The following is a 24,274-nucleotide window of genomic DNA, read 5'->3' as shown; positions in this document are numbered from 1 at the left end:
TAGCTTTCGATTGGGTGGCGGCGGAATGTAGCAAAATGGCGAGCAATAAAAAAGCCCCGCATGGCGGGGCTTTTCCTCATCAAGCCTGAATTACTTCAGCTTGGTGCCGGAGACGCGGATGGAAACGCGACGGTCCGGAGACAGGCAAGTAGCCAGCTTCTCGCCCTTCATCTTCTTGCAGTCGCTAGCCTGAGTCACTGGCTCGCTGCTGCCCTTGCCGGAAGCGGACATCTTGTTGGCATCGACGCCCTTGCTGGCCAAGTAGCTCTTCACGGACTCGGCACGTGCTGCGGACAGCTTGTCGTTACCGGCTTTGGAGCCTCTGCGGTCAGCATGGCCAACGATGGTGAGGGTGTCGAAAGTCACGCCATTCAGATCGGCGACCAGCTTGTCCAGAACGGCCTGGCCTTCGGGCTTCAGGGCCGACTTGCCAGTGTCGAACGAGTTATCGGCGCTCAGGTCGATCTTCATTGGAACAGGAGCAGGAGCTGGAGCCGGAGCTGGCACCACTACCACGGGAGCCGGAGCCGGTGCGGCAACTGGCTCTGGGAACAGGGCTGGGTCGCATTCCTTGACGGCGTTTTCCTTGTTCCATTCAGCGGTGCGCACACAGTTGCCATAGTTGTCGCGGGCGATCACGCCACGGGAGTCATAGGTGTAGCCTACGCTGTTTGGATGTGCCAAGGCTGCCATGCTTGCAGAGGAGAGGGCTGCCAGCAGCAGGGTTTGTCCGATGTTCAGTTTCATGGTGAGGTCCTTTTGTTTGGTTGACGTTCTGTCGGTGCCTTATGCACACTGGCCGAGATAGTAAGCGCAGCCGCTGGCCTTGTAAATAGTAATGCGCGACTGCGCTTGGACTGTGGCATTTTTGCTTTGGTTCGCCTTGGGTCGGCATGATAAACTCGCGCGCTGTTTTCGCCCGTCAATAAATCAGGTATCGCTGCCATTATGGAACAATTCGCCAAGGAAACCCTGTCGGTCAGTCTTGAAGAGGAGATGCGCAAGTCCTACCTTGATTACGCCATGAGCGTGATCGTCGGACGTGCCTTGCCCGATGTGCGCGACGGCTTGAAGCCGGTCCATCGCCGGGTGCTCTATGCGATGCACGAGCTGAACAACGACTGGAACCGGGCTTACAAGAAATCGGCGCGTATCGTCGGTGATGTAATCGGTAAATACCACCCGCACGGTGACACGGCGGTGTACGACACCATCGTGCGTATGGCGCAGGATTTCTCGCTGCGCTACATGCTGGTGGACGGTCAGGGCAACTTCGGTTCTGTCGACGGCGACAACGCCGCCGCGATGCGTTACACCGAGATCCGCATGGCCAAGATTGCCCACCAGTTGCTGGAAGACCTGGACAAAGAGACGGTAGATTTTGGCCCGAACTACGATGGCTCGGAGCAGGAGCCGTTGGTGTTCCCGACGCGCTTCCCGAATCTGCTGGTGAACGGCTCTTCCGGTATCGCCGTGGGGATGGCGACCAACATCCCGCCCCATAACATGAACGAGGTGATCGACGGTTGTCTCGCGCTGCTGGCCAATCCCGACATGGATATCGAAGAGCTGATCGATTTGATCCCGGCACCGGACTTTCCGACGGCAGCGCTGATCTATGGTACGGCGGGTATCAAAGAAGGTTATCGCACCGGGCGAGGCCGTGTGGTGATGCGCGCGCGTTGCCACTTCGAGCCCATCGGCAAGAACGGCGACCGGCAGGCCATCATCATCGACGAGCTGCCCTATCAGGTGAACAAGGCCAACCTGCTAGTCAAGGTCGGTGAACTGGTACGCGAGAAAAAGATCGAGGGTATCTCCGAGATACGCGACGAATCCGACAAGTCCGGCATGCGCGCGGTGATCGAGCTGAAGCGCGGCGAGGTGCCGGAAGTCATCCTGAACCAGCTGTACAAGCAGACCCAGTTGCAGGACAGCTTCGGCATGAACATGGTCGCCTTGCTCGATGGCCAGCCCAAGTTGCTCAACCTCAAACAGTTCCTCGATGCCTTCCTGCGCCATCGGCGCGAGGTGGTGACACGCCGTACCGTATTCGAGTTGCGCAAGGCGCGTGAACGCGGTCATGTGCTGGAAGGTCTGGCCGTGGCGCTGTCCAATGTGGACGAGATCATCGCCCTCATCAAGGCGGCGGCTACGCCGGCGGATGCCAAGCGCAGCCTGATGTCCTGTATCTGGCGCTCGACGTTGGTCGAAGACATGCTGTCCCGGGTCAGCGACGCATCGCGTCCGGACAATCTGTCGCCGGAGTTCGGTCTGGTGGGTGAGGGCGCGGAGCGTGGCTATCGTTTGTCTGATGTCCAGGCGCAGGCCATTCTGGATCTGCGTCTGCAGCGCCTGACCGGCCTGGAGCAAGACAAGATCGTTGGCGAATATCGCGAGGTGATGGCCAAGATCGCCGACCTGCTGGACATCCTGGCCAGGCCGGAGCGCGTCTCGTTCATCATCGGCGAGGAGTTGAGCCTGGTCAAGACGCAGTTCGGCGACAAGCGCCGTAGCGAGATCATCACTTATGCGCAAGACCTGACCATGGAAGATATGATCGCCTCGGAAGACGTGGTGGTCACTTTGTCCCATGCCGGGTACATGAAGGCGCAGATGCTGGACGAGTACCGTGCGCAGAAGCGCGGCGGACGCGGCAAACAGGCGGCTTCGACCAAGGAAGACGATTTCGTCGACAACCTGTTCATTGCCAACACCCACGATTACATCCTGTGCTTCTCCAACCGTGGCCGCGCCTATTGGCTCAAAGTCTATGAGGTGCCGCTGGGCAGCCGTGCTTCACGCGGCAAGCCCATCGTCAACATGCTGGCGTTGGAGCCGGGCGAGAAGATCAACGCCATCCTGCCGGTGCGCGAGTTTGCCGAGGACAAATATGTGTTCTTCGCCACCTCGAACGGCACGGTTAAGAAGACGGCGTTGTCCCAGTTCGGCAACCCGCGCAAGGCCGGTATCATCGCCATCGCACTGGATGAGGGCGATTTCCTGGTCGGCGTGGCAGTGACCGACGGCAAGCATGACGTGATGCTGTTCTCGGACGAAGGCAAGGCGGTGCGTTTTGACGAGGAAGATGTCCGCCCCATGGGCCGTGATACGCGCGGCGTGCGCGGCATGAATTTGGCCAAGGGCGGCAACGTGATCGCTCTGCTGGTGGCCGAGGACGAAGAACAGAGCGTGCTGACCGCCACCGAGAACGGCTACGGCAAGCGCACTCCGATCGCCGAATACACCCGCCATGGACGTGGCACGCAAGGCATGATCGCGATCCAGACCTCCGAGCGTAACGGCAAGGTGGTGGCTGCGACCTTGGTCAACACCGAAGATGAGATCATGCTGATCGGCACCAACGGCGTATTGATCCGTACGCGCGTCAGAGAGATCCGCGAAATGAGCCGCGCGACCCAAGGCGTGACGCTGATCAATCTGGAGGCAGGCGACAAGCTGGCCGGCCTGAGCCGTATCGCCGAGACCGAAGAGCCCGATGAATCCGCAGCATCTGAAGAAGTATCCGAATAATCCTAACGGAGCGTGAACAAGATGACCATTTACAATTTCAGCGCAGGACCCGCAGTGTTGCCCAAGGACGTGTTGTTGCAGGCCCAGGCCGAGCTGGCCGATTGGCAGGGCAGCGGTATGTCGGTGATGGAGATGTCGCACCGTGGCAAGGAATACATGGGCATCCACGCCCAGGCCGAGGCCGACCTGCGTGAGCTGATGGGCATCCCCGCCAACTACAAGGTGTTGTTCCTGCAAGGCGGGGCGCACCTGCAGTTCTCGATGATTCCGCTCAATCTGCTGCGCGGCAAGGCGTCCGCCGATTACGTCAACACCGGCGAATGGTCGAAGAAGGCCATCGGCGAAGCCAAGAAGTTCGGTGGCGTGAACGTGGTGGTCGATAACAAGGACAAAAACTGTTCCTATGTCCCGGCTTTCGATACCTGGCAGCGCGATCCGAACGCGGCCTATCTGCACTACACGCCGAACGAAACCATAGGAGGCGTGGAGTTCAACTGGATTCCCGAGACCGGCGACGTGCCGCTGGTGGCGGACATGTCGTCCAACATCCTGTCGCGTATGCTGGACGTGTCCAAGTTCGGCCTGATCTACGCCGGTGCGCAGAAGAACATCGGCCCGGCTGGCGTGACCCTGGTCATCGTGCGTGACGACCTGATCGGCCAAGTGCCCACCGGCACGCCGACCATGCTGGACTACAAGACCCACGCCGACAATGAGTCCATGTACAACACTCCGCCCACCTACGGCATCTACATGGCCGGGCTGGTGTTCCAGTGGCTGAAGAAGAACGGCGGCATCGCCGCGATGGAACAGGCCAACATCGCCAAGGCCGACCTGCTGTACGGCGCGATCGATGCCAGCAACGGCTTCTATAACTGTCCGGTGAACTTGGCCGACCGCTCGCGCATGAACGTGCCGTTTACCCTGAAGGATGCGGCACTGGACAGCGAGTTCCTCAAGCAGGCGGACCAGCATGGTCTGTTGCAACTGAAGGGCCATCGCTCGGTGGGCGGGATGCGTGCCTCGATCTACAACGCCATGCCGCTGGCAGGCGTACAGGCATTGGTGGACTTCATGAGCCAGTTCGCCAAGCGCCATGGCTAAGACCTATTCCATCCTCACGCTAAACAAGATCTCGGCCAGCGGTCTGAAGCGGCTGCCGTCCGAGCGTTACCGTGTCGCCAACGACATCGCCCAGCCGGATGCCATTCTGGTGCGTTCGCAGAACATGCACGAGATGGAGATCCCGGACAGCGTGCTGGCGATCGCCCGTGCCGGGGCCGGGACCAACAATGTGCCGGTCGCCAAGATGAGTGCGCGCGGCGTGCCGGTGTTCAACGCGGCAGGCGCGAACGCCAACGCGGTGAAGGAGCTGGTGCTGGCGGGCATGTTGATCGCGTCGCGCAACGTCGTCCCCGCGCTTAACTTTGTGGCAGGGTTGAGTGGCGACGACGAGGCGCTGCACAAGCAGGTCGAGGACGGCAAGAAGCATTACGCCGGGATCGAACTGCGCGGGCGCACTCTGGGCATCATCGGCTTGGGCGCGATCGGTCGTCTGGTGGCGGATGCCGCTCTGGGGCTGGGCATGAAGGTCGTCGGCTACGATCCCGAGATCACCGTGGAGGCGGCCTGGAGCCTGTCTTCTCAGGTGAAGAAAGCGAACTCGGTCGAGGCTTTGCTGAAGGCGAGCGATTTCGTGTCCATCCACGTGCCCTTGCTGCCCGCGACACGCGGTCTGCTCAATGCAGAGCGGCTGGCCGTGATGAAGCCGGGCGCCGTGCTGCTGAATTTTGCCCGTGATGCCATCGTCGAGGAGGATGCGGTTCTGGCCGCGTTGAGCGGCAAACAGCTGCGCGCCTACGTGTGCGACTTCCCGACCCGGAAGGCACAGGGCAGTGCGGGCGTGATCGCCTTGCCGCATCTGGGCGCTTCCACCGAAGAGGCGGAGGAGAACTGCGCCGTGATGGTGGCCGAGCAGGTGCGCGATTATCTGGAGCATGGCAATCTGGTCAATACGGTGAACTTCCCGACGCTGGTGATGGCGCGCGAATCTGACTATCGTCTGGCCATCGCCAATGCCAACGTGCCCAACATGCTGGGGCAGATCTCCAGTACGCTGGCCGGTGCGGGTGTCAACATCCATAACATGATGAACAAATCGCGCGGCGAAATGGCGTACACGCTGGTGGATGTGGACAGTCTCGTTCCCGTCGAGGTGATCGCACAGCTGGCCGCCATCCCCGGCGTGCTCAAAGTGCGCGATCTGCCGCTGGAAACCAGGTGAAAGAGTTGCCGCATGAGTGACGAAGCCCTCAAGCAGTTCCGCACACAGATAGATCGCATCGACGACGAGTTGCTGCGCCTGTTCAATCAGCGCGCGACGCTGGCGCAACAGATCGGCCACGCCAAGCAGGGCGGGGCGGTGTTGCGTCCCGAGCGCGAGGCGCAGGTGTTGCAGCGCATGGTGGATAGCAACAACGGACCGCTGCCAGCGCAAAGCGTCACCACCCTGTTCACCGAAGTCATGTCCCATTGCCGCGCGCTGGAAGAGCCGCTGGCCGTGGCTTACCTCGGCCCGACCGGTTCCTTCTCCGAGGCGGCGACTTACAAGCGTTTCGGCCACGGCGGGCGCAACGTGCCGTGCGGGACCATCGATGAAGTATTTCGCAAGGTCGAGAGCGGCGAAGCGCGCTACGGCGTGGTGCCGGTGGAGAATTCCACCGAAGGCGCGGTGGGTCGCACGCTGGACCTGCTGCTGCAAAGTACGCTGAAGCTGTGTGGCGAGATCCCGCTACAGGTGCACCAGTGCCTGATGTCGACTTCGCCGCGCAATGCCATTCGGCGCGTCTACTCGCATCCACAGTCGCTGGGGCAATGTCAGGGCTGGCTGAACGCCAACCTGCCGAACGTCGAGCGTATCGCAGTGGCCAGCAACTCGGAGGCCGCGCGCATGGCCGGGCAGGAGGTGGGCAGCGCCGCCATCGCCGGTCGTCAGGCAGCCGAACTGTTCGGTTTGACCCTGCTGGACGAGAACATCGAGGACGATCCGCGCAACACCACGCGTTTCCTCGTCATCGGCGATCAGGAAGTCGCGCCGTCCGGTCGAGACAAGACCTCGTTGGTGTTGTCTGCGCCGAATCGCCCCGGCGCCGTGCACCAACTACTCACGCCGCTGGCTACCCACGGCGTGTCGATGACCAAGCTGGAGTCGCGCCCGGCGCGTTCCGGTCTGTGGGAATACGTGTTCTTTGTGGACATCGACGGCCATCAGCAGGATGCCAAAGTGGCTGCTGCGCTGGCTGAGCTCAGGCAGGTTGCCTCGTTCGTCAAGATCCTGGGTTCGTACCCGGTCGCCGTTTAACGCAGTTTCGCCGCGCACAGGACTTTATCCCAAGCACTATGAATTACACCGAACTTGCTCCTTCATACATCCGTGCCATCGCGCCTTACCAGCCCGGCAAGCCCATCCCCGAGCTGGCGCGCGAATTCGGCCTCGATCCGGCGACCATCGTGAAACTGGCTTCCAACGAGAACCCGCTCGGTGCCAGCCCGCGCGCCATCGCCGCGATGCACGAGGCCATCGCTTCCATCGCGCTGTACCCGGACGGCAACGGTTTCGACCTGAAATCGGCGCTCAGCCAGCGTTACGCGGTCGAATTGACCAACGTGGTGTTGGGCAATGGCTCGAACGACATCCTTGAGCTGATCGCCCATGCCTTCCTGGCACCGGGCGACAAGGCGGTGTTCTCCGACCACGCCTTCGCGGTCTATCCGCTGGCGACGCAAGCGGTCGGGGCGACGGGGATATCGACCAAGGCCAAGAACTACGGACACGATCTGCAAGCCATGCTGGCTGCGGCCATCGAGCATCGCTCCAAGGTGGTGTTCATCGCCAACCCGAACAATCCGACCGGGACCTACATCGGCGAGGTCGAGATGCTGGCCTTCCTGCGCGCGTTGCCCAAGGACATCCTGGTGGTGCTGGATGAGGCGTACAACGAATATCTGCCGGAAGAGTACCGTTATGATTCAGTTGGATACCTGAAGGACTTTCCGAACTTGATCATCTCGCGCACCTTCTCCAAGGCTTACGGCCTGGCAGGTTTGCGCGTCGGTTACGCCATTGCGCACGAGCAGGTGGCGGATATGCTCAACCGGGTGCGCCAGCCGTTCAATGTCAACAGCGTGGCGCAAGCCGCTGCGGTGGCCGCGTTGCAGGACAAGGAGTTCGTGCGCCAGACGTTCTTGCTGAACCAGAGCGGTATGGCGCAGGTCACCAACGGTCTGCGCAAGCTGGGCTTGTTGCATATCCCGTCGCTGGGAAATTTCGTCAGTTTCAAGGTGGCCGGTGCGGGTGACATCTTCCGCCGTCTGCTGCAACTGGGCGTGATCGTACGCCCCGTCGCCAATTACGCCATGCCTGATTTTCTGCGTGTCAGCATAGGTACAGAACAGGAAAACGCTAGATTTTTGTCTGCCTTGGAGCAGGCGATCGGAGAGAGTAAATGATCATCATCATGGGTAGTGAAGTCACTGATGCCGAAATCGGCACAGTGGTCAAAAAACTGGAAAACGCCGGCCTGCAGGCCAACATCTCGCGCGGGGTCGAGCGCACCGTGATCGGCGCCATCGGCGACGAGCGCAAGCTCACGCCAGAGATGTTTACGCCGCTGCCCGGTGTGGAATCGGCGATGCACGTCACCAAGCAATACAAGATCGTGTCGCGCGAATCGCACAAACAGGACACGGTGATCGACATCGGCGGCATTCCGCTGGGCGGCAAGCAGATCCAGATCATCGCAGGGCCGTGCTCGGTGGAGACACAGGAGCAGATGGATCTGTCTGCTCAGTTCGTGCATGCAGCCGGTTGCCGTCTGATGCGCGGCGGTGCGTTCAAGCCACGCACCAGTCCGTATGCCTTCCAGGGCCACGGCGCGGAAGGTCTGGACATGTTCCGCAAGGCCGCCGCCAAGCACAATCTGCCCATCGTCACCGAGTTGATGGACGCGCGCCAGCTCGACACTTTCTTGGAATACGATGTGGACGTGATTCAGATCGGCACCCGCAACATGCAGAACTTCGACCTGCTCAAGGAAGTCGGGCGCTGCAACAAGCCGGTGATCCTCAAGCGCGGTATGTCGGCGACGATTGCCGAATGGCTGATGGCCGCCGAATACATCGCGGCGGGCGGCAACCACAACATCATCTTCTGCGAACGTGGCATCCGCACCTTCGAGACCTACTACCGCAACGTGTTGGACGTGACCGCCATTCCGGTGCTGAAGAAAGAGACCCACCTGCCGGTGATCGTTGACCCGTCCCACGCGGGTGGCAAGGCCTGGATGGTGGCTTCGTTGTCGCAAGCGGCGATCGCGGCAGGTGCCGACGGCTTGCTGGTCGAGATGCACCCGAGTCCGTGTGATGCCTGGTGCGATGCCGATCAGGCGCTGACTCCGGCTGAGCTGAAGAAGCTGATGGGCACGCTGGGTGCCATCGCCGGAGCGGTGGGACGTTCGATCTAGGGCTTGGGTGGCCGGGCGGGGAATCCCTGTTCGGCCGGTTGAAGAGTATCGGGTAAGTCGTTGGTGCGAAAGACAGGAATCGAACCTGCACGCCTTGCGGCGCTGGAACCTAAATCCAGTGCGTCTACCAATTCCGCCACTTTCGCAAAACGGCGCGGATTGTATCACGGCAGGTCGAAATAGCCAGCGGGAAGCGGGCGCGTGCCGCTGAACGCGCTGAACCCACGGAGCATGGTTGAATTGAACAAGATCGTCATATACGGAGTCGGGCTGATCGGCGGATCGTTCGCGCTGGCTTTGCGCCGGGCGGGCGCGGTTCGCGAGATCGTCGGCTTCGGACGCAGCCGGGCGACGTTGGAGGATGCCATGAGTCTCGGCATCCTCGACCGCATCGGTGCGGACGAAGCGGCCGAAGTGGCCGATGCCGACTTGATCTTGTTGGCGACACCCGTGGCGCAGATGTCTGCCATTTTGTCCCGTATCGCGCCGCATCTGGGGGCGAACACCTTGCTCACCGATGGCGGCAGCACCAAGGGCGACGTGGTCGCTGCGGCTTATGCCAATCTGGGCGACAAGGTGGGGCAGTTCGTTCCAGCGCATCCCATCGCCGGGGCGGAGAAGAGCGGAGCTTCGGCGGCGCTGGCCGAGCTGTATCAAGGCAAGCGTGTGGTACTGACACCTTTGCCGGAGAACAGCGATGCCGCCGTGGCCAGCGTGCGGCTGTTCTGGGAGCTGTGCGGTGCGGCGGTATGCGAGCTGACACCTGCCCAGCACGACGAAGTGTTCGCCGCCGTCAGCCATTTGCCGCATCTGCTCTCGTTCGCGCTGGTGCACGACATCGCGCAGCGCGACGACCGCGACCTGCTGCTGTCCTTCGCCGCTAGCGGCTTCCGCGACTTCACCCGCATTGCCGCCAGCTCACCCGAGATGTGGCGCGACATCTGTCTGGCCAACCGCGAGGCCTTGCTGGGCGAGTTGGGGCGCTATCAGCGCGAGCTGGAAACACTGCATACGGCTCTGGTGGCGGCTGACGCGGCCAAACTTGAAGAGATCTTCAGCCTTGCGTGCTCGGTGCGCAGCGGCTGGGCACCGAAATGAATCGTGAATGAGCACTATGACTGAATCCCTGGACCTTAAACCGTTGAAATCCGCACGTGGCACTGTGCGCCTGCCCGGTTCCAAGAGCATCTCGAACCGCGTGTTGCTGCTGGCGGCGCTGGCCGAGGGCGTGACCGAAGTGCGCGACCTGCTGAAGTCGGACGACACCGACCGCATGCTGGACGCGCTGCAAATGCTGGGTGTGCAGGTCGAGTCGCTGGGCGACAACGCCTACAAAGTCCACGGCTGCGGCGGCAATTTCCCGGTGAAGGAAGCCAAGCTGTTCCTCGGCAACGCCGGAACCGCCTTCCGCCCGCTCACGGCGGCGCTGGCCTTGGCGGGCGGCAGCTACGAACTTTCCGGCGTGCCGCGTATGCACGAGCGTCCCATCGGTGATCTGGTGGATGCGCTGCGGCAATTGGGCGCGGACATCGGCTATCTGGGCAATGAAGGTTTTCCGCCGTTGCAGATCAAGCCCCCCTCACCCCCATCCCCTCTCCCGGGGGGCGAGGGGAGAGTGCAAGTGCGCGGTGACGTGTCCAGCCAGTTCCTCACCGGGCTGCTGATGGCGCTGCCGCTGACCGGGCGCGCCGTGGTGGTGGAAGTGGTGGGCGAGTTGATTTCCAAGCCCTACATCGAGATCACCTTGGCAATGATGGCGCGCTTCGGTGTTCGGGTCGAAAGGCAGGGCTGGCAGCGCTTCGTGGTTTCCGGCGGTCAGCGTTACCACTCGCCGGGCGTGATCTACGTCGAAGGCGACGCCTCGTCGGCGTCGTATTTCCTGGCCGCAGGCGCCATCGGTGGTGGCCCGGTGCGCGTGGAAGGCGTGGGCAGCGAGAGCGTGCAGGGTGACGTGCGCTTTGCCGAAGAGCTTGCCAAGATGGGCGCGCGCATCGAGATGGGCCCGAACTGGATGGAAGCCTCCGGCCCCGTCAGCGGCCAGCTCACCGCCATCACCCTCGATTGCAACCACATCCCGGATGCGGCGATGACGCTGGCGGTGGCGGCGCTGTTCGCTGACGGCACGACCACGTTGCGCAACATCGCCAGTTGGCGAGTGAAGGAAACCGACCGCATCGCGGCGATGGCGACCGAGTTGCGCAAGGTCGGCGCGACGGTGGAGGAGGGCGCGGATTACATCCGCATCACGCCGCCAGCGCAACTGCACTATGCGGCGATAGACACCTATGACGATCACCGCATGGCGATGTGTTTCTCGCTGGCGGCGTTCGGCACGGCGCTGCGCATCAACGATCCCGGCTGCGTGGCCAAGACCTTCCCGGATTATTTCGCGGTTTTTGCAGCCGTCACCCAAGGCTGAATATCCTTTGTCGGCGCGGCGATAGCGCCGACTTTTCAGCGCCTTCAAGGTATAATCCGCGCCCATTCGAATCCAAAAAAGGCGCGCTTCTCCGCCATGCAGAACATCCGTAACTTCTCCATCATCGCCCACATCGACCACGGCAAATCCACGCTGGCGGACCGCATCATCCACCTCTGCGGCGGCCTGTCCGACCGCGAGATGGAGGCGCAAGTGCTCGACTCCATGGATCTGGAGCGCGAGCGCGGTATCACCATCAAGGCGCAGACCGCCGCGCTGGAGTACAAGGCGCGCGACGGCCAGATCTACAATCTCAATCTGATCGACACACCGGGACACGTGGACTTCTCCTACGAAGTCTCGCGTTCGCTGTCCGCCTGCGAAGGCGCGCTGCTGGTGGTGGACGCTTCGCAGGGCGTGGAAGCGCAGACCGTGGCGAACTGCTACACCGCGCTGGACTTGGGCGTGGAAGTGGTGCCGGTGCTGAACAAGATCGACCTGCCGTCCGCCAATCCCGAGAACGCTATCGAAGAGATCGAGGACGTGATCGGCATCGAGGCGACCGATGCGGTGCACTGTTCGGCCAAGACCGGCTTGGGCGTGCAGGACGTGCTGGAATCGCTGATCGCCAAGGTGCCGCCGCCCAAAGGCGACCCGACCGCGCCCTTGCAGGCGCTGATCATCGACTCATGGTTCGACAACTATGTCGGCGTGGTGATGCTGGTGCGTATCGTCAACGGTACGCTTAAGCCCAAGGAAAAGATCCTGTTCATGGCGACCGGCGCACAGCACCTGACCGAGCACATCGGCGTGTTCACGCCCAAGTCGGTGAACCGCGAATCGTTGAGCGCGGGGCAGGTGGGCTTCGTCATCGCCGGTATCAAGGAGCTGAAGGCGGCGCGCGTGGGCGACACCATCACCCATCAGGCCAAGCCTGCCGCTGCCGCATTGCCCGGCTTCAAGGAAGTCCAGTCGCAGGTGTTCGCCGGGCTGTTCCCGGTGGAATCCAACCAATACGAGGCGCTGCGCGACTCGCTGGAGAAACTGAAGCTGAACGATGCTGCCTTACAATACGAGCCGGAAGTGTCGCAGGCACTGGGCTTCGGCTTCCGCTGCGGCTTCCTCGGCCTGTTGCACATGGAGATCGTGCAGGAGCGCCTGGAGCGTGAGTTCGATCAGGATCTGATCACTACCGCGCCGACCGTGGTGTACGAAGTGGCCATGCGCGACGGCACCATCCTGCAAGTGGACAATCCTTCCAAGATGCCCGACTTGTCGAAAGTCGAAGATATCCGCGAGCCTATCGTCAACGTCAACCTCTACATGCCGCAGGAATACGTCGGCTCCGTGATCACGCTGTGTACGCAGAAGCGCGGCGTGCAGATCGACATGACTTATCACGGCAAACAGGTGTTGCTGAAGTACGAAATGCCGATGGCTGAGATTGTGCTGGATTTCTTCGATCGACTGAAGTCGGTCTCGCGCGGCTATGCCTCGATGGACTACGAGTTCAAGGAATATCGCTCGTCCGACGTGGTGAAGGTGGACATGCTGATCAATAGCGAAAAGGTGGATGCGCTGTCCATCATCGTCCACCGCGCCAACAGCATCTATCGTGGCCGCGAAGTGGCGGCCAAGATGCGCGAGCTGATTCCGCGCCAGATGTACGACGTGGCGATCCAGGCCGCCATCGGCGCGAACATCATCGCGCGCGAGAACGTGAAGGCCTTGCGCAAGAACGTGCTGGCCAAGTGCTACGGCGGCGACATCTCGCGCAAGAAGAAGCTGCTGGAGAAACAGAAGGCCGGCAAGAAGCGCATGAAGCAGGTGGGCAGTGTAGAGATTCCGCAGGAGGCGTTCCTGGCCATCCTGCAAGTCGAGGATAAATAATGGACTTCGCTTTGATCATGTTCTCGCTGCTGGTATTGACCGGCGCGGTGTGGCTGCTGGACAAATACGTGCTGAAGTCTGGCCGCGAGGGTGGCAAGGAGCCGTGGTGGGTGGAGTATTCCAAGAGCTTCTTCCCGGTGATCCTGGCGGTGTTCTTCCTGCGTTCCTTCCTGGTCGAGCCGTTCAAGATTCCCTCCGGCTCGATGATCCCGACCTTGCAGGTGGGCGATTTCATCCTGGTGAACAAGTTTACCTACGGTATCCGCCTGCCCATCGTCAGCCAGAAGATCGTGCAGATCAACGATCCGCAACGCGGCGACGTGATGGTGTTCCATTATCCGGAAAACCCCGCCGTGGATTACATCAAGCGCGTGGTCGGGGTGCCGGGGGATACCGTCGAATATCGCAACAAGACCTTGTTCATCAATGGCAAGGAGCAGGTGCGCAAGCTGGATGGCGATTACAACTACGTCGAGAGTGGCCTGAACTTCGTCCACACCGAACGCTATACCGAGGACCTGGATAAGCACCCGCACGCCTTGCTGGTCAACCCCGAGATGCCGCCGCTGCACTTCGATGCCATCGCCGATTTTCCGGGGCGGGACCAGTGCATCTACAACGACGAAGGTTTTCGTTGTACAGTTCCGTCCGGGCAGTACTTCATGCTGGGCGACAACCGTGACAACAGTCGCGACAGTCGCTATTGGGGCTTCGTCCCGGACCGGCAGATCGTCGGCAAGGCCTTCTTGGTCTGGATGAATTTCGGGGAGTTGAAGCGTATCGGACTGTCCATCCGTTGAGGATGTCCTTCTACCAGGGGGAGCCATGAGGAAAAACGAGCGTGGGATCGCATGTCTGGGGTGCCTGGTCGCGACGGTGATCGTGGTCGGCTTGGCGCTGGGTGGCGTGCGTATCGTCAAGGCCTATATCCAGAACGCCGAGCTTACTCATCTGCTCCAGTCCATGGCGCAAGATGCCGAATTGCAGGGAGCCAGCGAGAACGATATCAGGATCGCCTTTTCCAGACGCGCTTCGGTCGCCGAGGTGGACGCGATACAGCCTGACGATGTGCAGGTCAGCCGTACGAGTGGTGTGATCAGGCTGAGTGCCGAGTACGCAGTCATCATCCCTGTCGCGGGCAACGTCAGCCTTACTTTGAACTTCACTCCACATTCTGGGCCGCAATGAGTCGAACCGCGCTCTGTCAACGTTTGGGGTACAGCTTTACGCAGCCAGCCCTGCTGGGGCGTGCGCTGACGCATCGCAGCTATGGGGTGGAACACAACGAGCGGTTGGAGTTTCTGGGCGATAGCGTGCTGAATTGCGTCATTGCATCCTACCTCTACGAATCCTTCCAGCATCTGCCCGAGGGCGACCTTTCGCGGTTACGTTCTAACCTGGTCAATCAGCAGACCTTGTTCGTGCTGGCCCAGCAACAAGGTCTGGGCGAGTTGTTGCGGCTGGGGGAGGGAGAGCGCAAGAGTGCGGGTTTCCGTCGTCCATCCATTCTGGCCGATGCATTGGAGGCTTTGTTCGGCGCGATCTTTCTGGACGGTGGGTTCGATGCTGCCAGGAAGGTAGTGTTGGGCTTGTACGAGCCCTTCATCGCCAGTGTCGACATCCAGACTCTGGGCAAGGACTCGAAGACCTTGTTGCAGGAGCATCTACAGTCGCGCAGGCTGTCGTTGCCGCGCTATACGGTCAGCGCCATCGAAGGCGAGGCACATGCCCAGCTGTTCCGCGTGGAGTGTCGCATCGATGCCTTGGGGGTGGCGACCAAGGGCGAAGGCAGCAGCCGCCGCAACGCCGAGCAACAAGCCGCCGAAGCCGCTCTCCTGCAGCTTACCCGCAAGTAACAATAAACCGGCAGACAGGCGGCGCAGTGCATTGGTCGCACTCTGCCGTTATGCCATAATCGCGCATCTTTTTAGGGACGGATCATCATGGATGAGAACAAGAGCAAGGCGCTGGCCGCAGCGCTGGCACAGATCGAAAAACAGTTCGGCAAGGGCTCCATCATGCGCCTGGGCGAGAACGATGTCGCCCGCGACATCCAGGTGGTTTCCACCGGCTCGCTGGGGCTGGACATCGCACTGGGCGTGGGCGGTCTGCCGCGCGGTCGCGTGGTCGAGATCTACGGGCCGGAATCGTCCGGTAAGACCACGCTGACCCTGCAAGTCATCGCCGAGATGCAGAAGCTGGGCGGCACCGCTGCCTTTATCGACGCGGAACACGCACTCGACCCGCAATACGCGCAGAAGCTGGGTGTGAAGGTCGAAGACCTGCTGATCTCTCAGCCGGACAACGGCGAACAGGCGCTGGAGATCGCCGACATGCTGGTGCGCTCTTCCTCGGTGGACGTGGTGGTGATCGACTCGGTCGCCGCATTGACTCCCAAGGCCGAGATCGAGGGCGAGATGGGCGACGCGCAGATGGGCTTGCATGCCCGTTTGATGTCGCAGGCGCTGCGCAAGCTGACTGCCAACATCAAGCGTAGCAACACGCTGGTCATCTTCATCAACCAGATCCGCATGAAGATCGGCGTGATGTTCGGCAACCCAGAGACCACCACTGGCGGCAACGCGCTCAAGTTCTATGCTTCCGTCCGCCTCGACATCCGCCGTACCGGCGCGATCAAGAAGGGCGACGAGGTGATCGGCAACGAGACCCGCGTCAAGGTGGTCAAGAACAAGGTCTCGCCTCCGTTCCGCGAAGCCAACTTCGACATCCTCTACGGCGAGGGCATCTCGCGCGAGGGCGAGATCATCGAGCTGGGCGTGATGCACAAGCTGGTGGATAAGTCTGGGGCCTGGTACGCCTATCAGGGCGAGAAGATCGGCCAAGGCAAGGACAACGCCCGCGAATTCCTGCGCAGTCATCCCGAGATCGCGCACGAGATCGAAAATCGCGTCCGTGCTGCGGTCGGCGTGGCTGCCTTGAACGGTGCTGAAGAAGACTAAATCCAGCTTGCAGGTGCGCGCCATGCAGTTTCTGGCGCGGCGCGAACACAGCCGTGCCGAGTTGCGCACCAAGCTGCTGCGCGGTGCCGGGCCCGATGAGGAAGATGGGCTGGATGCGTTGCTCGACCAGTTGGCTGAGCGTGGCTGGTTGTCCGACCAGCGCGCCGCCGAACAGACCGTGCAGATCAAGCGCAGCCGTTTCGGCACCCAGCGCATCGTCCACGAGTTACGTCAGAAGGGCATCCCGGAAAGCCTAATCGCCGATGCCTTGCCCGAACTGAAAGAGGGCGAACTGGCCGTGGCGCGTGAGGTCTGGCGCAAGAAGTTCGGCGAGATCCCGCACGATGCCAAGGAGCAGGCCCGCCAGGTCCGTTTCCTGCAGTCGCGCGGATTCAGTCTGAACATCATCTTCAGCTTGTTGCGGCTGACCGAGTGAGCCGGTTGCAGCCCATCTCGCGACCTATCCCCGATCCTGAAGGAAAAATCATGGCCATCATCAAACTATCGCATCTGCTCGCTGCCGTCCTGTGGGTCGGCGGCATGTTCTTCGCCTACACCGCTTTGCGTCCGGCAGCCATGGAGACATTGCAGCCGCCCGAACGTCTGCGCCTGTGGGAAGCCGTGTTCAGGCGCTTCCTGCATGCGGTCTGGGTTGCCATCGCCGTGCTGGTGGCGAGCGGTAGCGCGATGATCGTCAGCTATGGCGGCATGGGCAGCGTTCCGACCTTTGTCCATGTCATGCTGTTGCTAGGCATCCTGATGATAGCCGTGTTCATGCTGGCCTATTTCATCGGCTATCTGAAGCTCAAGGCGCTGGTTGCGGCACAGCAGTGGCCCGAGGCGGGCAAGGTGCTCGGCAAGATCCGGCAGTGGGTGGCACTCAACCTGACACTGGGTGTGCTGACTCTGTGCGTCGTGGGTCTGGGACGTGCCGGCTATCTGAGCTAACTCGGTGCGGCAGCACGCAGGCAGCCATTCGGACGTGCTACCGCTGGCACACTGCGCAATAGAAACTCGATCGTTGTCCTTGCTTGATCTGCAGGATACCGCCCCCGCAGCGGCGGCAGGGTTCCCCGGCTCGACCATAGACCCAGTAACTTTGCTGAAAATAGCCGGGTTGACCGCTGGCATCGACGAAGTCGCGCAGGGTGCTGCCACCCTGGGTGATGGATTCGGTGAGCGTTTCACGAATGGTCTGTGCCAGGGTGGCACAGCGAGCCTTGCTCAGTTTCCCGGCGGGCAGGGTGGGGCGGATGCCGGCGCGGAATAGGGCTTCGTTGGCGTAGATGTTGCCCACGCCGACCACGACATGATTATCCATGATGACAAGTTTGATAGCGGCGCTGCGGTTGCGAGTGGCGCGGTAGAGCGTGTCGCCATCGAACCCGTCTTCCAGCGGTTCCGGCCCCAGTTTGGCCAGCAGTGGATGCGTAGCCGGATCGCCGATGTGCCACAGCACAGCCCCGAAACGGCGCGGGTCGCGCAGGCGCATCAGTTGTCCGCTGGCGAGCAGCAGGTCGAAGTGGTCATGTTTTTCCGGTGGCGTGGCGGCATCCAGAATGCGCAGACTGCCGGACATGCCGAGGTGCAGGATGAGCGTGCCGTGGTCGAAGCTGGCCAGCAGGTATTTGGCGCGGCGGGTCAGGCGGCGCAGCGTGTGGCCGGTGAGCAGGGCGGGCAAGTCGGCGGGGATAGTCCAGCGTAGTTGCGGCTGACGGACGATCACGCCGGTGATCGTCTGGCCGACCAGGTGCGGTGCCAAGCCGCGCCGCGTGGTCTCGACTTCCGGTAACTCAGGCACGACGCCGCCACCACATCCAGATGCCCACTCCCGCCAGCAGCAAGGGCAACACCAGCAACAGGACGCTGCCGATCACACTGAGTTGGGTACGGCTCAGTTGCAGGTCGTTGTCGAGTGTGGCGCGCGGACGGGTGACGATCAGCGCGTCTTCCGCTGCCAGCCAGTTGATGAGGTTGGTGCCGAGGTCGAGGTTGCCGCCGTTGCCGGAATAGCTGTTGGCGAGGAAGGAGCCGCTGCCGACCACGACGATGCGCTGGTCGCGCTCGTTGACGTTGCGGTCGAAGGCCAGCGCGATCACGGCGGGGCCGGGCGTGTCACGCGACTTGTCGAACTCGATCTTGCCCTGCGGCAAGCTGGAAGTGACCCAGCCGCGCGGTGCGGCTTCGACCAGCACACTGTGTTCCCAGCTTTCGTTCTCGTCCCACACCAGCGCGCGAGCGAACGGGAATACGGTGATGAGATTGAAGTCGCGGGTGGTGGGATGCGCCGGGTAGGCCGAGGCCAGTGCCCAGGTGGCGGGGGCGCGCTGTTCGACGGCGGCGGGGTCGATCACGTAGCCGGGGGTGAGCACCAAGCCCAGCTTCTCCGCCAGCGGCTCCAGTCCACGCATGGGCTCATTATCCAATAGCCACAATACGTTACCGCCGTGTTCCAGAAATCGCATCAGCTTCTCGACCTCGCCCGGCATCCAGTCAGTACGTGGCTGGGTGATGACCAGCAGCTTGGCGTTCTCGGGTACGTCCTGCGCCAGCGTGAGGTTGAGCGGGCTGAGGCGGAAGCCGTTCTGCGTGAGCCGTTTGCCGAACTCGCCGAGGTCATGGTTGGCGATGCCGTCCAGCTTGCGTTCGCCGTGGCCGTCCGCGTACAGGATGAGCTGGTCTTTGCGGTGCGCGAGGCGCAGCAGCAGGCCGGTCAGCGTCTGCTCGTTGAGCGTGGTCAGACGCTCACGCCGCCCGTCGTATTCCACCAGCATCTCGCCGTTCAGTTGGGCACCGGCCTGTCTGGCCTGTTCCGGCTGCTTGGCCGGGTCGATGAAGGTCAGCGCGATGTCGGCCTTGTAGCGTTGGTAGAGCGAGATGAACTCGCGGATGGGCGGGCGCAGATCGCCGCGCTCCGCGTCCTGTTCGGTAGCGAACACGGTCAGGCTGACCTTGCCCTTGAGTTGTTTGAGCACCTCCACGCTGGCGGGCGACAGGCTGTTGGCGGTGTTCTGCGTCCAGTCCCATACGCGGTGGTGCTGGCTCGCTAACCAGCCGAGGGTGACGAGCAGCACCAGCGAAGCAGCGAGGATCAGCTTGGGGGAGAAGATGGAGCGGCTGCGCATGGTCAGCCCCGACGCAGTGCGCGGATGCGGCACACCGAGAGTTGCAGGAAGGCGACGGTGAACAGCAGGAAGAAGGCGATGTCGGCAGTGTCGAACAGGCCGATGTTCAGTTTCTGGAAGTGTGCCACTGGCGATAGTTCGTGCCAGATCGCGCCTTCGTCGGTGGCGCTCACGTCGATCACCCACAGGCCGAGCAAGACCGCCAATCCGCCGATGGCGGCGACGATGGGCTGGGCGGTGAGCGTGGAGATGTACAGACCGACCGCGACGAAGCTCATGGTGAGCAGCAGCAGGCCGAGCAGGTTGGCGGCGAGCAAGCCTTTATCCAGCGAGGTGCCGATGCCCAGCGTGGCGACCATCGCCAATTCGGCGACGACCAGCAGCATGAGGAACGTCAGCAGGCCGAGGAATTTGCCCAGCACCAGTTGGCGACCGGACACGGGCGAGGACAGCAGCAGCGCGAGCGTCTGGTTGCGGCGTTCCTCGGCGAATGCGCGCATGGTGAACAGTGGTGTCAGCAGCATCAGCAACAGGCCCAGCATATTGAGCAGAGGCGCGGCGACGGTGATGGTCACGCCGGGCGGGTTGGCGAGTTGCGCAAGTTGCGGCTGGACTTGCAGCCAGGCATCGAGACGGGACAGATAGTTCCATGCCAGCAGGAATTGCAGCACACCCAGCATCAGCCAGGTGGAGGGCAGGGCGAACAGGCTGCGCAGTTCGCGGGCGGCGAGGATGCGGATCACGACGCGATCTCCGTGGTCAGTTCCACCAGACGATCTTCCAACCCGTCGTGGTCGAAGGCGCTGCGGTCGGCACTATAGACTTGCTTGCCTTGGCGTATCACCTCGACGCGATCACACAGCGCAGCGACCTCCGGCAGCAAATGCGTGGAGAGGATGACGCTGTGTGCATCGCCCAGTTCGCGGATCAGCGTGCGTATCTCGCGCAGCTGTGCCGGGTCCAGGCCGACGGTGGGTTCGTCCAGAATGATGACATCCGGCGCGTGGATGATGGCCTGTGCGATGCCGACGCGCTGCTGATAGCCCTTGGACAGCGTGGCGATGATCTTCTTGCCCATCGCGTCCAGCCCGCAGCGGTGCTTGGCGTGGGCAAGGGCGGCGTGAACCTTGGCGGCGGGTATCAAACGCAGGCGGGCGGCGAAATTCAGATAGGCATCGACCGTGAGCTCTTTATACAGCGGCGGTGTTTCGGGCAGGAAGCCCAGTCTGGCCTTGGCCGTTTGCGGCTGGTTCAGCAGGTCGATACCGGAAATGCTGATCTCGCCGCTGTCCGGTGTGAGCACGCCCGCCAGCATCTGCAATACGGTGCTTTTCCCTGCGCCGTTGTGGCCGAGCAGGCCGAGCACTTCGCCGCGCCGCAGCGTGAGCGAGATGTCGCTCACGATCTCGCGCTTGCCGATACGGCGCGACAGATGCTGTGCGTTCAAGGTGAGGTCGCTGCGGCTGGAGGGGGCTGGGTGGCTCAAGATGTGGCAATAGTTGTGGGTTGGGCGGAATATAACCTAATATGTCGCCTCGCATCAAAACCTAGACATCATGGATCTCAAATACACCGCTGTCCTGTCCGCCCTGTTGTTGTCCGCCTGTGCCCAGGCCCCCAAACGAGAGATGCCGTCTGCGCCGCCGGTCGAAAAGATCGTGCAGGAGGAGCCGCAGCCTGTCCTGCCCAAGCAGGAACTGACGGCTCCGATGCTGTACGAGTTCATGCTGTCGGAGCTGGCCAGTCAGCGTGGCCATAATGACTTGGCGGCGGCGGGTTCCTACGATCTGGCCAGAAAGACGCGCGATCCGCGCCTGGCCAAGCGTGCCGCGCAACTGGCCTTCGGCTCCGGCCAGATGGACAAGGCGCTGGAAGCGTTCCGCCTGTGGCAGGAACTGGAGCCGAATTCCCCCCTGGCGCAGCGCATGTTCGTCACCTTGCTGGTGAGCGGCGGACGCTTGGGCGAGGCCCGTCCGCATATCGCCGACATGCTGGCGGCGGACAAGCCGAATGCCGGGCGCACCCTGATGCAGCTCTATCCCATGCTGGCGACGTATCCGGACAAGGGGGCGGTACTGGCCCTGTTGCGCGAACTGACGGAACCTTATCCTGAAGTACCAGAGGCGCATTATCTGGTTGCGCAGGCGGCCAGTGCCAAGAACGATCGCGCGCTGGCGCTGGACGAGGTGCGCAGCGCGCGGCGTTTGCGTGCCGACTGGGAGGCGGCGGTGATCCTGGAGTCCCAGCTGCTGCGCGAGCAGCCCGCTGAGGCGACCGCCAAACTCAAGGAGTTCCTGACGGCTCATCCCGATGCGCGCGATGTGCGCCTGAACTATGCCCGGGCGCTGTACGAGCAAAAGCAATGGGCGGAGTCGCGCGCGCAGTTCCAGAAGGTGCAGGATGTCGAGCCCGGCAACTCCGAGCTGGCGTTCGTCATCGCCGACATCTCGATGCGCCTGGGCGAGCTGGACAAGGCGGAGGCTCAGCTCAAGCAGGCGCTGGAAAAGGGCAACAAGGGGCAGGACACTCTGCATTTCTATCTCGGTCAGTTGAACGAGGCGCAGCAGCACGATGCTGAAGCGTTGAACGACTATCTGGCCGTCAAGGCGGGCGAGAGCTTGTATCCGGCACAACTGCGCATCGCCTTCCTGCTCAGCAAGTCCGGCAAGCTGGACGAGGCGCGCGCTCAGCTGCACCAGGTGCAGCCGATCAACAATCAGCAGCGGGTCGCGGTGGTGCTGTTCGAGGCGCAACTGTTGCGCGACGCGCAGCAGTACGAAACGGCCTATCAAGTGTTGGGCAAGGGCTTGGAAAAGCTGCCCAAGCACGTCGAACTGCTGTACGAGACCGCGATGATGGCGGACAAGCTGGGCAAGTTCGACGAGTTCGAGCAGTTGCTGCGCAAGCTGATCCAGATCAAGCCGGACCATGCCCATGCCTACAACGCGCTGGGCTACGGGCTGCTGGTGCGCCACGAGCGCATCGCCGAGGCCGTGTCGCTGGTGGAAAAGGCATTGCAATTCGCGCCGAACGACCCTGCCATCCTCGACAGTGCTGGTTGGGGATATTACCTGCAAGGAGATATGGACAAGAGTCTGGGCTTCTTGCGGCGCGCTTATGCCGCCACGCCCGATCCGGAAGTGGCCGGCCATCTGGGTGAGGTGCTGTGGATGAAGGGGGACAAGGTCGAGGCGGAAAAGGTCTGGGGCGAGTCGCTCAAGGCGAATCCGGGCAATGCTCCGCTGGAGGCCACGATCAAGCGCGTCAAACACCTGTAAGACGGGGCGGTCTTGCGCGCGATCCTGGTATTCGCCTTCGTCCTGTTGCTGCAAGCTTGCGCGCATGTGCCACAGCAAGCGGCAGCGCCCATCAACCGGCAGGATGTCGAGCGGTCCTTCGTGCTCAATGGCCGTATCGCAGTGAACCATCATGGCCAGCGTTCGACGGTCAACCTGCGCTGGGTACACACGCCGGGCAGTAACGATATCCTCTTGCTTGCGCCGTTGGGCATCACGGTGGCGCATATCGAACACACGGAGAAAGGTGTCCTGCTGGAGGCGAACGGCAAGCAGTACCGTTCACACGATGTGGAGACTTTAATGGATGAGGTGATCGGCTGGCACCTGCCGCTGGACGAGATGTACACCTGGGTGATGGCGCGGCCTTACCCCGGATCGCCTTTCAAGGTGGAGAGCAACGCCGACCAGCAGATCGTGTGGTTGCAGCAGGATGGCTGGGAGATTCGTTACCCGCGCTATCAAAGTACGGCGGCGGACAGCCTGCCGTCGAAGTTGCTGTTCAGGCATAACGATCTCGACCTGCAACTGGTGGTGGATGAATGGGAGTTGGGCAGTCATGACTAAAACCGACACGCTGACGGCGCTCGCGCCCGCCAAGCTGAATCTGTTCCTGCATGTGGTCGGTCGCCGTGCCGATGGTTATCATTTGTTGCAAACCCTGTTTCGCTTCATCTCCCTCGCGGACACGCTCCACTTCACTGTGCGCGCCGATGGCGCAGTGCACCGCGTCAACGAGGTGGCGGGCGTGCCGGAGGAGTCCGATCTGGTAGTGCGCGCCGCGCGCCTGTTGCAGTCTGAGACCGGCTGCCGTCTGGGGGCGGACATCGAAGTCGAGAAGCGTATCCCGATGGGCGGCGGTCTGGGCGGCGGTAGCTCGGATGCAGCAACCACTTTATTGGCACTGAACCGTTTGTGGGGTCTGGGCTTGTCGCGCCAGCGTCTGATGGAGTTAGGCTTGGCGTTGGGTGCGGATGTGCCGGTGTTTGTATTCGGCCAGAATGCCTTTGCCGAAGGGGTGGGGGAGCGGTTGCAACCGTGGCCGCTACCGCCTTCCTGGTATGTCGTGCTGTTCCCGCCGGTGCATGTACCGACGGCTGCAATTTTTACGCATCCGGAATTGACACGCGATTCGATTTCGCTGACAATGCGCGCCCTTGCAACAGCAGCTTGGAAAAACGACTTGCAGCCGGTGGCTTGCAGCTTGTATCCAGAGGTTGCGCAGCACCTAGAATGGCTGGGAAGATTCGCTCCGGCGATGATGACAGGCTCTGGTGCATGCGTGTTTGCAGGGTTCGCCAGTGAGGCGGAAGCGCAGGCGGTATTGCAACAATTGCCGTCGGCGATGCGTGGGGTCGTCGCGCAAGGTTTGATGCGTCATCCGTTGCAGGATTGGGTGAACGACTAAATTTTCTTGGGGAGTCGCCAAGTGGTAAGGCACCGGATTTTGATTCCGGCATTCGTAGGTTCGATCCCTACCTCCCCAGCCAGTTTCGATGGGCATGGCAGGATTACTGTTCACGCCCAT

Annotated in this window: 23 protein-coding genes and 2 tRNA genes; 19 read left to right on the top strand and 6 right to left on the bottom strand. The window is 61.9% G+C overall.

Going from position 1 to position 24,274, the window contains the following annotated elements; all coding sequences use genetic code 11:
* Nucleotides 1-90: 90 nt before the first annotated feature.
* On the bottom strand, nucleotides 91-747 hold the full coding sequence (locus tag DM08_RS13045; RefSeq protein ID WP_035384363.1) for an OmpA family protein: 657 nt from the start codon (nucleotides 745-747) through the stop codon (nucleotides 91-93).
* Between the two features lie 201 nt (nucleotides 748-948).
* Here DM08_RS13045 and gyrA point away from each other — a divergent pair, with 201 nt between their 5' ends.
* The 6 genes from gyrA to aroF are packed head-to-tail and all read left to right on the top strand — an operon-like array spanning nucleotide 949 to nucleotide 9,056.
* The gene (gene gyrA / locus DM08_RS09175; RefSeq protein WP_035384362.1) at nucleotides 949-3,534 is read left to right on the top strand and encodes a DNA gyrase subunit A; all 2,586 of its coding nucleotides are present in this window, start codon (nucleotides 949-951) and stop codon (nucleotides 3,532-3,534) included.
* Between the two features lie 21 nt (nucleotides 3,535-3,555).
* The gene (serC, locus tag DM08_RS09170) at nucleotides 3,556-4,638 is read left to right on the top strand and encodes a 3-phosphoserine/phosphohydroxythreonine transaminase (RefSeq protein ID WP_035384361.1); all 1,083 of its coding nucleotides are present in this window, start codon (nucleotides 3,556-3,558) and stop codon (nucleotides 4,636-4,638) included.
* Entirely contained in the window at nucleotides 4,631-5,818 is a 1,188-nt protein-coding gene (locus tag DM08_RS09165; RefSeq protein ID WP_035384360.1) for a phosphoglycerate dehydrogenase, read from the top strand. The genes serC and DM08_RS09165 overlap by 8 nt, the downstream gene beginning before the upstream one ends.
* A 12-nt stretch (nucleotides 5,819-5,830) precedes the next feature.
* Nucleotides 5,831-6,895: a prephenate dehydratase gene (pheA, locus tag DM08_RS09160; RefSeq protein ID WP_035384359.1), complete on the top strand. Its 1,065-nt coding sequence runs from the start codon at nucleotides 5,831-5,833 to the stop codon at nucleotides 6,893-6,895.
* Between the two features lie 38 nt (nucleotides 6,896-6,933).
* The gene (gene hisC, locus DM08_RS09155) at nucleotides 6,934-8,043 is read left to right on the top strand and encodes a histidinol-phosphate transaminase (protein WP_035384358.1); all 1,110 of its coding nucleotides are present in this window, start codon (nucleotides 6,934-6,936) and stop codon (nucleotides 8,041-8,043) included.
* Nucleotides 8,040-9,056, top strand: a complete 1,017-nt coding sequence (gene aroF / locus DM08_RS09150) for a 3-deoxy-7-phosphoheptulonate synthase (protein ID WP_035384357.1) — start codon at nucleotides 8,040-8,042, stop codon at nucleotides 9,054-9,056. The genes hisC and aroF overlap by 4 nt, the downstream gene beginning before the upstream one ends.
* A gap of 61 nt (nucleotides 9,057-9,117) precedes the next feature.
* Here aroF and DM08_RS09145 read toward each other — a convergent pair.
* A tRNA-Leu gene (locus DM08_RS09145) sits at nucleotides 9,118-9,202 on the bottom strand.
* A gap of 85 nt (nucleotides 9,203-9,287) precedes the next feature.
* Between DM08_RS09145 and DM08_RS09140 the strand changes: the two genes are divergently transcribed.
* The 9 genes from DM08_RS09140 (at nucleotide 9,288) to DM08_RS09100 (ending at nucleotide 17,273) form a co-directional block, all read left to right on the top strand.
* Nucleotides 9,288-10,154 carry a prephenate dehydrogenase gene (locus DM08_RS09140; RefSeq protein ID WP_035384396.1) on the top strand — a complete coding sequence of 289 codons (867 nt, stop codon included), beginning with the start codon at nucleotides 9,288-9,290 and terminating at the stop codon, nucleotides 10,152-10,154.
* Nucleotides 10,155-10,170: 16 nt separating this feature from the next.
* A complete protein-coding gene (aroA, locus tag DM08_RS09135) occupies nucleotides 10,171-11,475 on the top strand; it encodes a 3-phosphoshikimate 1-carboxyvinyltransferase (protein WP_035384395.1) in 1,305 nt (434 codons plus the stop codon).
* Between the two features lie 96 nt (nucleotides 11,476-11,571).
* Complete coding sequence (lepA, locus tag DM08_RS09130; RefSeq protein ID WP_035384356.1) at nucleotides 11,572-13,365, top strand: translation elongation factor 4; 1,794 nt, start codon at nucleotides 11,572-11,574, stop codon at nucleotides 13,363-13,365.
* A complete protein-coding gene (gene lepB / locus DM08_RS09125) occupies nucleotides 13,365-14,165 on the top strand; it encodes a signal peptidase I (protein WP_035384355.1) in 801 nt (266 codons plus the stop codon). The genes lepA and lepB overlap by 1 nt, the downstream gene beginning before the upstream one ends.
* Nucleotides 14,166-14,190: 25 nt before the next feature.
* Nucleotides 14,191-14,553 (top strand): DUF4845 domain-containing protein, encoded by a 363-nt coding sequence (locus DM08_RS09120; protein ID WP_035384354.1) that lies wholly within the window; start codon nucleotides 14,191-14,193, stop codon nucleotides 14,551-14,553.
* Entirely contained in the window at nucleotides 14,550-15,221 is a 672-nt protein-coding gene (rnc, locus tag DM08_RS09115) for a ribonuclease III (protein WP_035384353.1), read from the top strand. Before DM08_RS09120 ends, rnc begins: the two co-directional genes overlap by 4 nt.
* Before the next feature lie 87 nt (nucleotides 15,222-15,308).
* Nucleotides 15,309-16,325: a recombinase RecA gene (gene recA, locus DM08_RS09110; protein WP_035384352.1), complete on the top strand. Its 1,017-nt coding sequence runs from the start codon at nucleotides 15,309-15,311 to the stop codon at nucleotides 16,323-16,325.
* On the top strand, nucleotides 16,309-16,761 hold the full coding sequence (recX, locus tag DM08_RS09105) for a recombination regulator RecX (RefSeq protein ID WP_035384351.1): 453 nt from the start codon (nucleotides 16,309-16,311) through the stop codon (nucleotides 16,759-16,761). Before recA ends, recX begins: the two co-directional genes overlap by 17 nt.
* Nucleotides 16,762-16,811: 50 nt before the next feature.
* On the top strand, nucleotides 16,812-17,273 hold the full coding sequence (locus DM08_RS09100; RefSeq protein ID WP_035384350.1) for a CopD family protein: 462 nt from the start codon (nucleotides 16,812-16,814) through the stop codon (nucleotides 17,271-17,273).
* A 37-nt stretch (nucleotides 17,274-17,310) separates the two neighbouring features.
* On the opposite strand, the gene mutM is transcribed toward DM08_RS09100, so the two are convergent.
* Genes mutM through DM08_RS09080 form a run of 4 tightly spaced genes read right to left on the bottom strand, consistent with a single transcriptional unit; the run spans nucleotide 17,311 to nucleotide 20,936 of the window.
* Nucleotides 17,311-18,126, bottom strand: coding sequence for a bifunctional DNA-formamidopyrimidine glycosylase/DNA-(apurinic or apyrimidinic site) lyase (mutM, locus tag DM08_RS09095; protein WP_035384349.1), 816 nt, complete (start codon nucleotides 18,124-18,126; stop codon nucleotides 17,311-17,313).
* Nucleotides 18,119-19,450, bottom strand: coding sequence for a GldG family protein (locus DM08_RS09090; protein WP_051938059.1), 1,332 nt, complete (start codon nucleotides 19,448-19,450; stop codon nucleotides 18,119-18,121). Before DM08_RS09090 ends, mutM begins: the two co-directional genes overlap by 8 nt.
* 2 nt (nucleotides 19,451-19,452) lie before the next feature.
* Nucleotides 19,453-20,193, bottom strand: a complete 741-nt coding sequence (locus DM08_RS09085; protein WP_035384348.1) for an ABC transporter permease — start codon at nucleotides 20,191-20,193, stop codon at nucleotides 19,453-19,455.
* On the bottom strand, nucleotides 20,190-20,936 hold the full coding sequence (locus DM08_RS09080) for an ABC transporter ATP-binding protein (RefSeq protein ID WP_051938056.1): 747 nt from the start codon (nucleotides 20,934-20,936) through the stop codon (nucleotides 20,190-20,192). Before DM08_RS09080 ends, DM08_RS09085 begins: the two co-directional genes overlap by 4 nt.
* Before the next feature lie 70 nt (nucleotides 20,937-21,006).
* Between DM08_RS09080 and DM08_RS09075 the strand changes: the two genes are divergently transcribed.
* The 4 genes from DM08_RS09075 (at nucleotide 21,007) to DM08_RS09060 (ending at nucleotide 24,236) form a co-directional block, all read left to right on the top strand.
* Complete coding sequence (locus tag DM08_RS09075; RefSeq protein ID WP_051938054.1) at nucleotides 21,007-22,728, top strand: tetratricopeptide repeat protein; 1,722 nt, start codon at nucleotides 21,007-21,009, stop codon at nucleotides 22,726-22,728.
* A gap of 12 nt (nucleotides 22,729-22,740) precedes the next feature.
* Nucleotides 22,741-23,313, top strand: coding sequence for a lipoprotein insertase outer membrane protein LolB (gene lolB, locus DM08_RS09070; protein ID WP_051938053.1), 573 nt, complete (start codon nucleotides 22,741-22,743; stop codon nucleotides 23,311-23,313).
* Nucleotides 23,306-24,154, top strand: a complete 849-nt coding sequence (gene ispE, locus DM08_RS09065) for a 4-(cytidine 5'-diphospho)-2-C-methyl-D-erythritol kinase (protein WP_035384346.1) — start codon at nucleotides 23,306-23,308, stop codon at nucleotides 24,152-24,154. Before lolB ends, ispE begins: the two co-directional genes overlap by 8 nt.
* A 7-nt stretch (nucleotides 24,155-24,161) precedes the next feature.
* A tRNA-Gln gene (locus DM08_RS09060) sits at nucleotides 24,162-24,236 on the top strand.
* Nucleotides 24,237-24,274 lie beyond the last annotated feature (38 nt).

The organism is Ferriphaselus sp. R-1, assembly GCF_000746095.1.
In the GTDB taxonomy this organism is placed as follows: Bacteria; Pseudomonadota; Gammaproteobacteria; order Burkholderiales; family Gallionellaceae; genus Ferriphaselus.
Note: the sequence above shows the minus strand (reverse complement) of the source record. Positions and strands in the feature narration are given on the sequence as shown.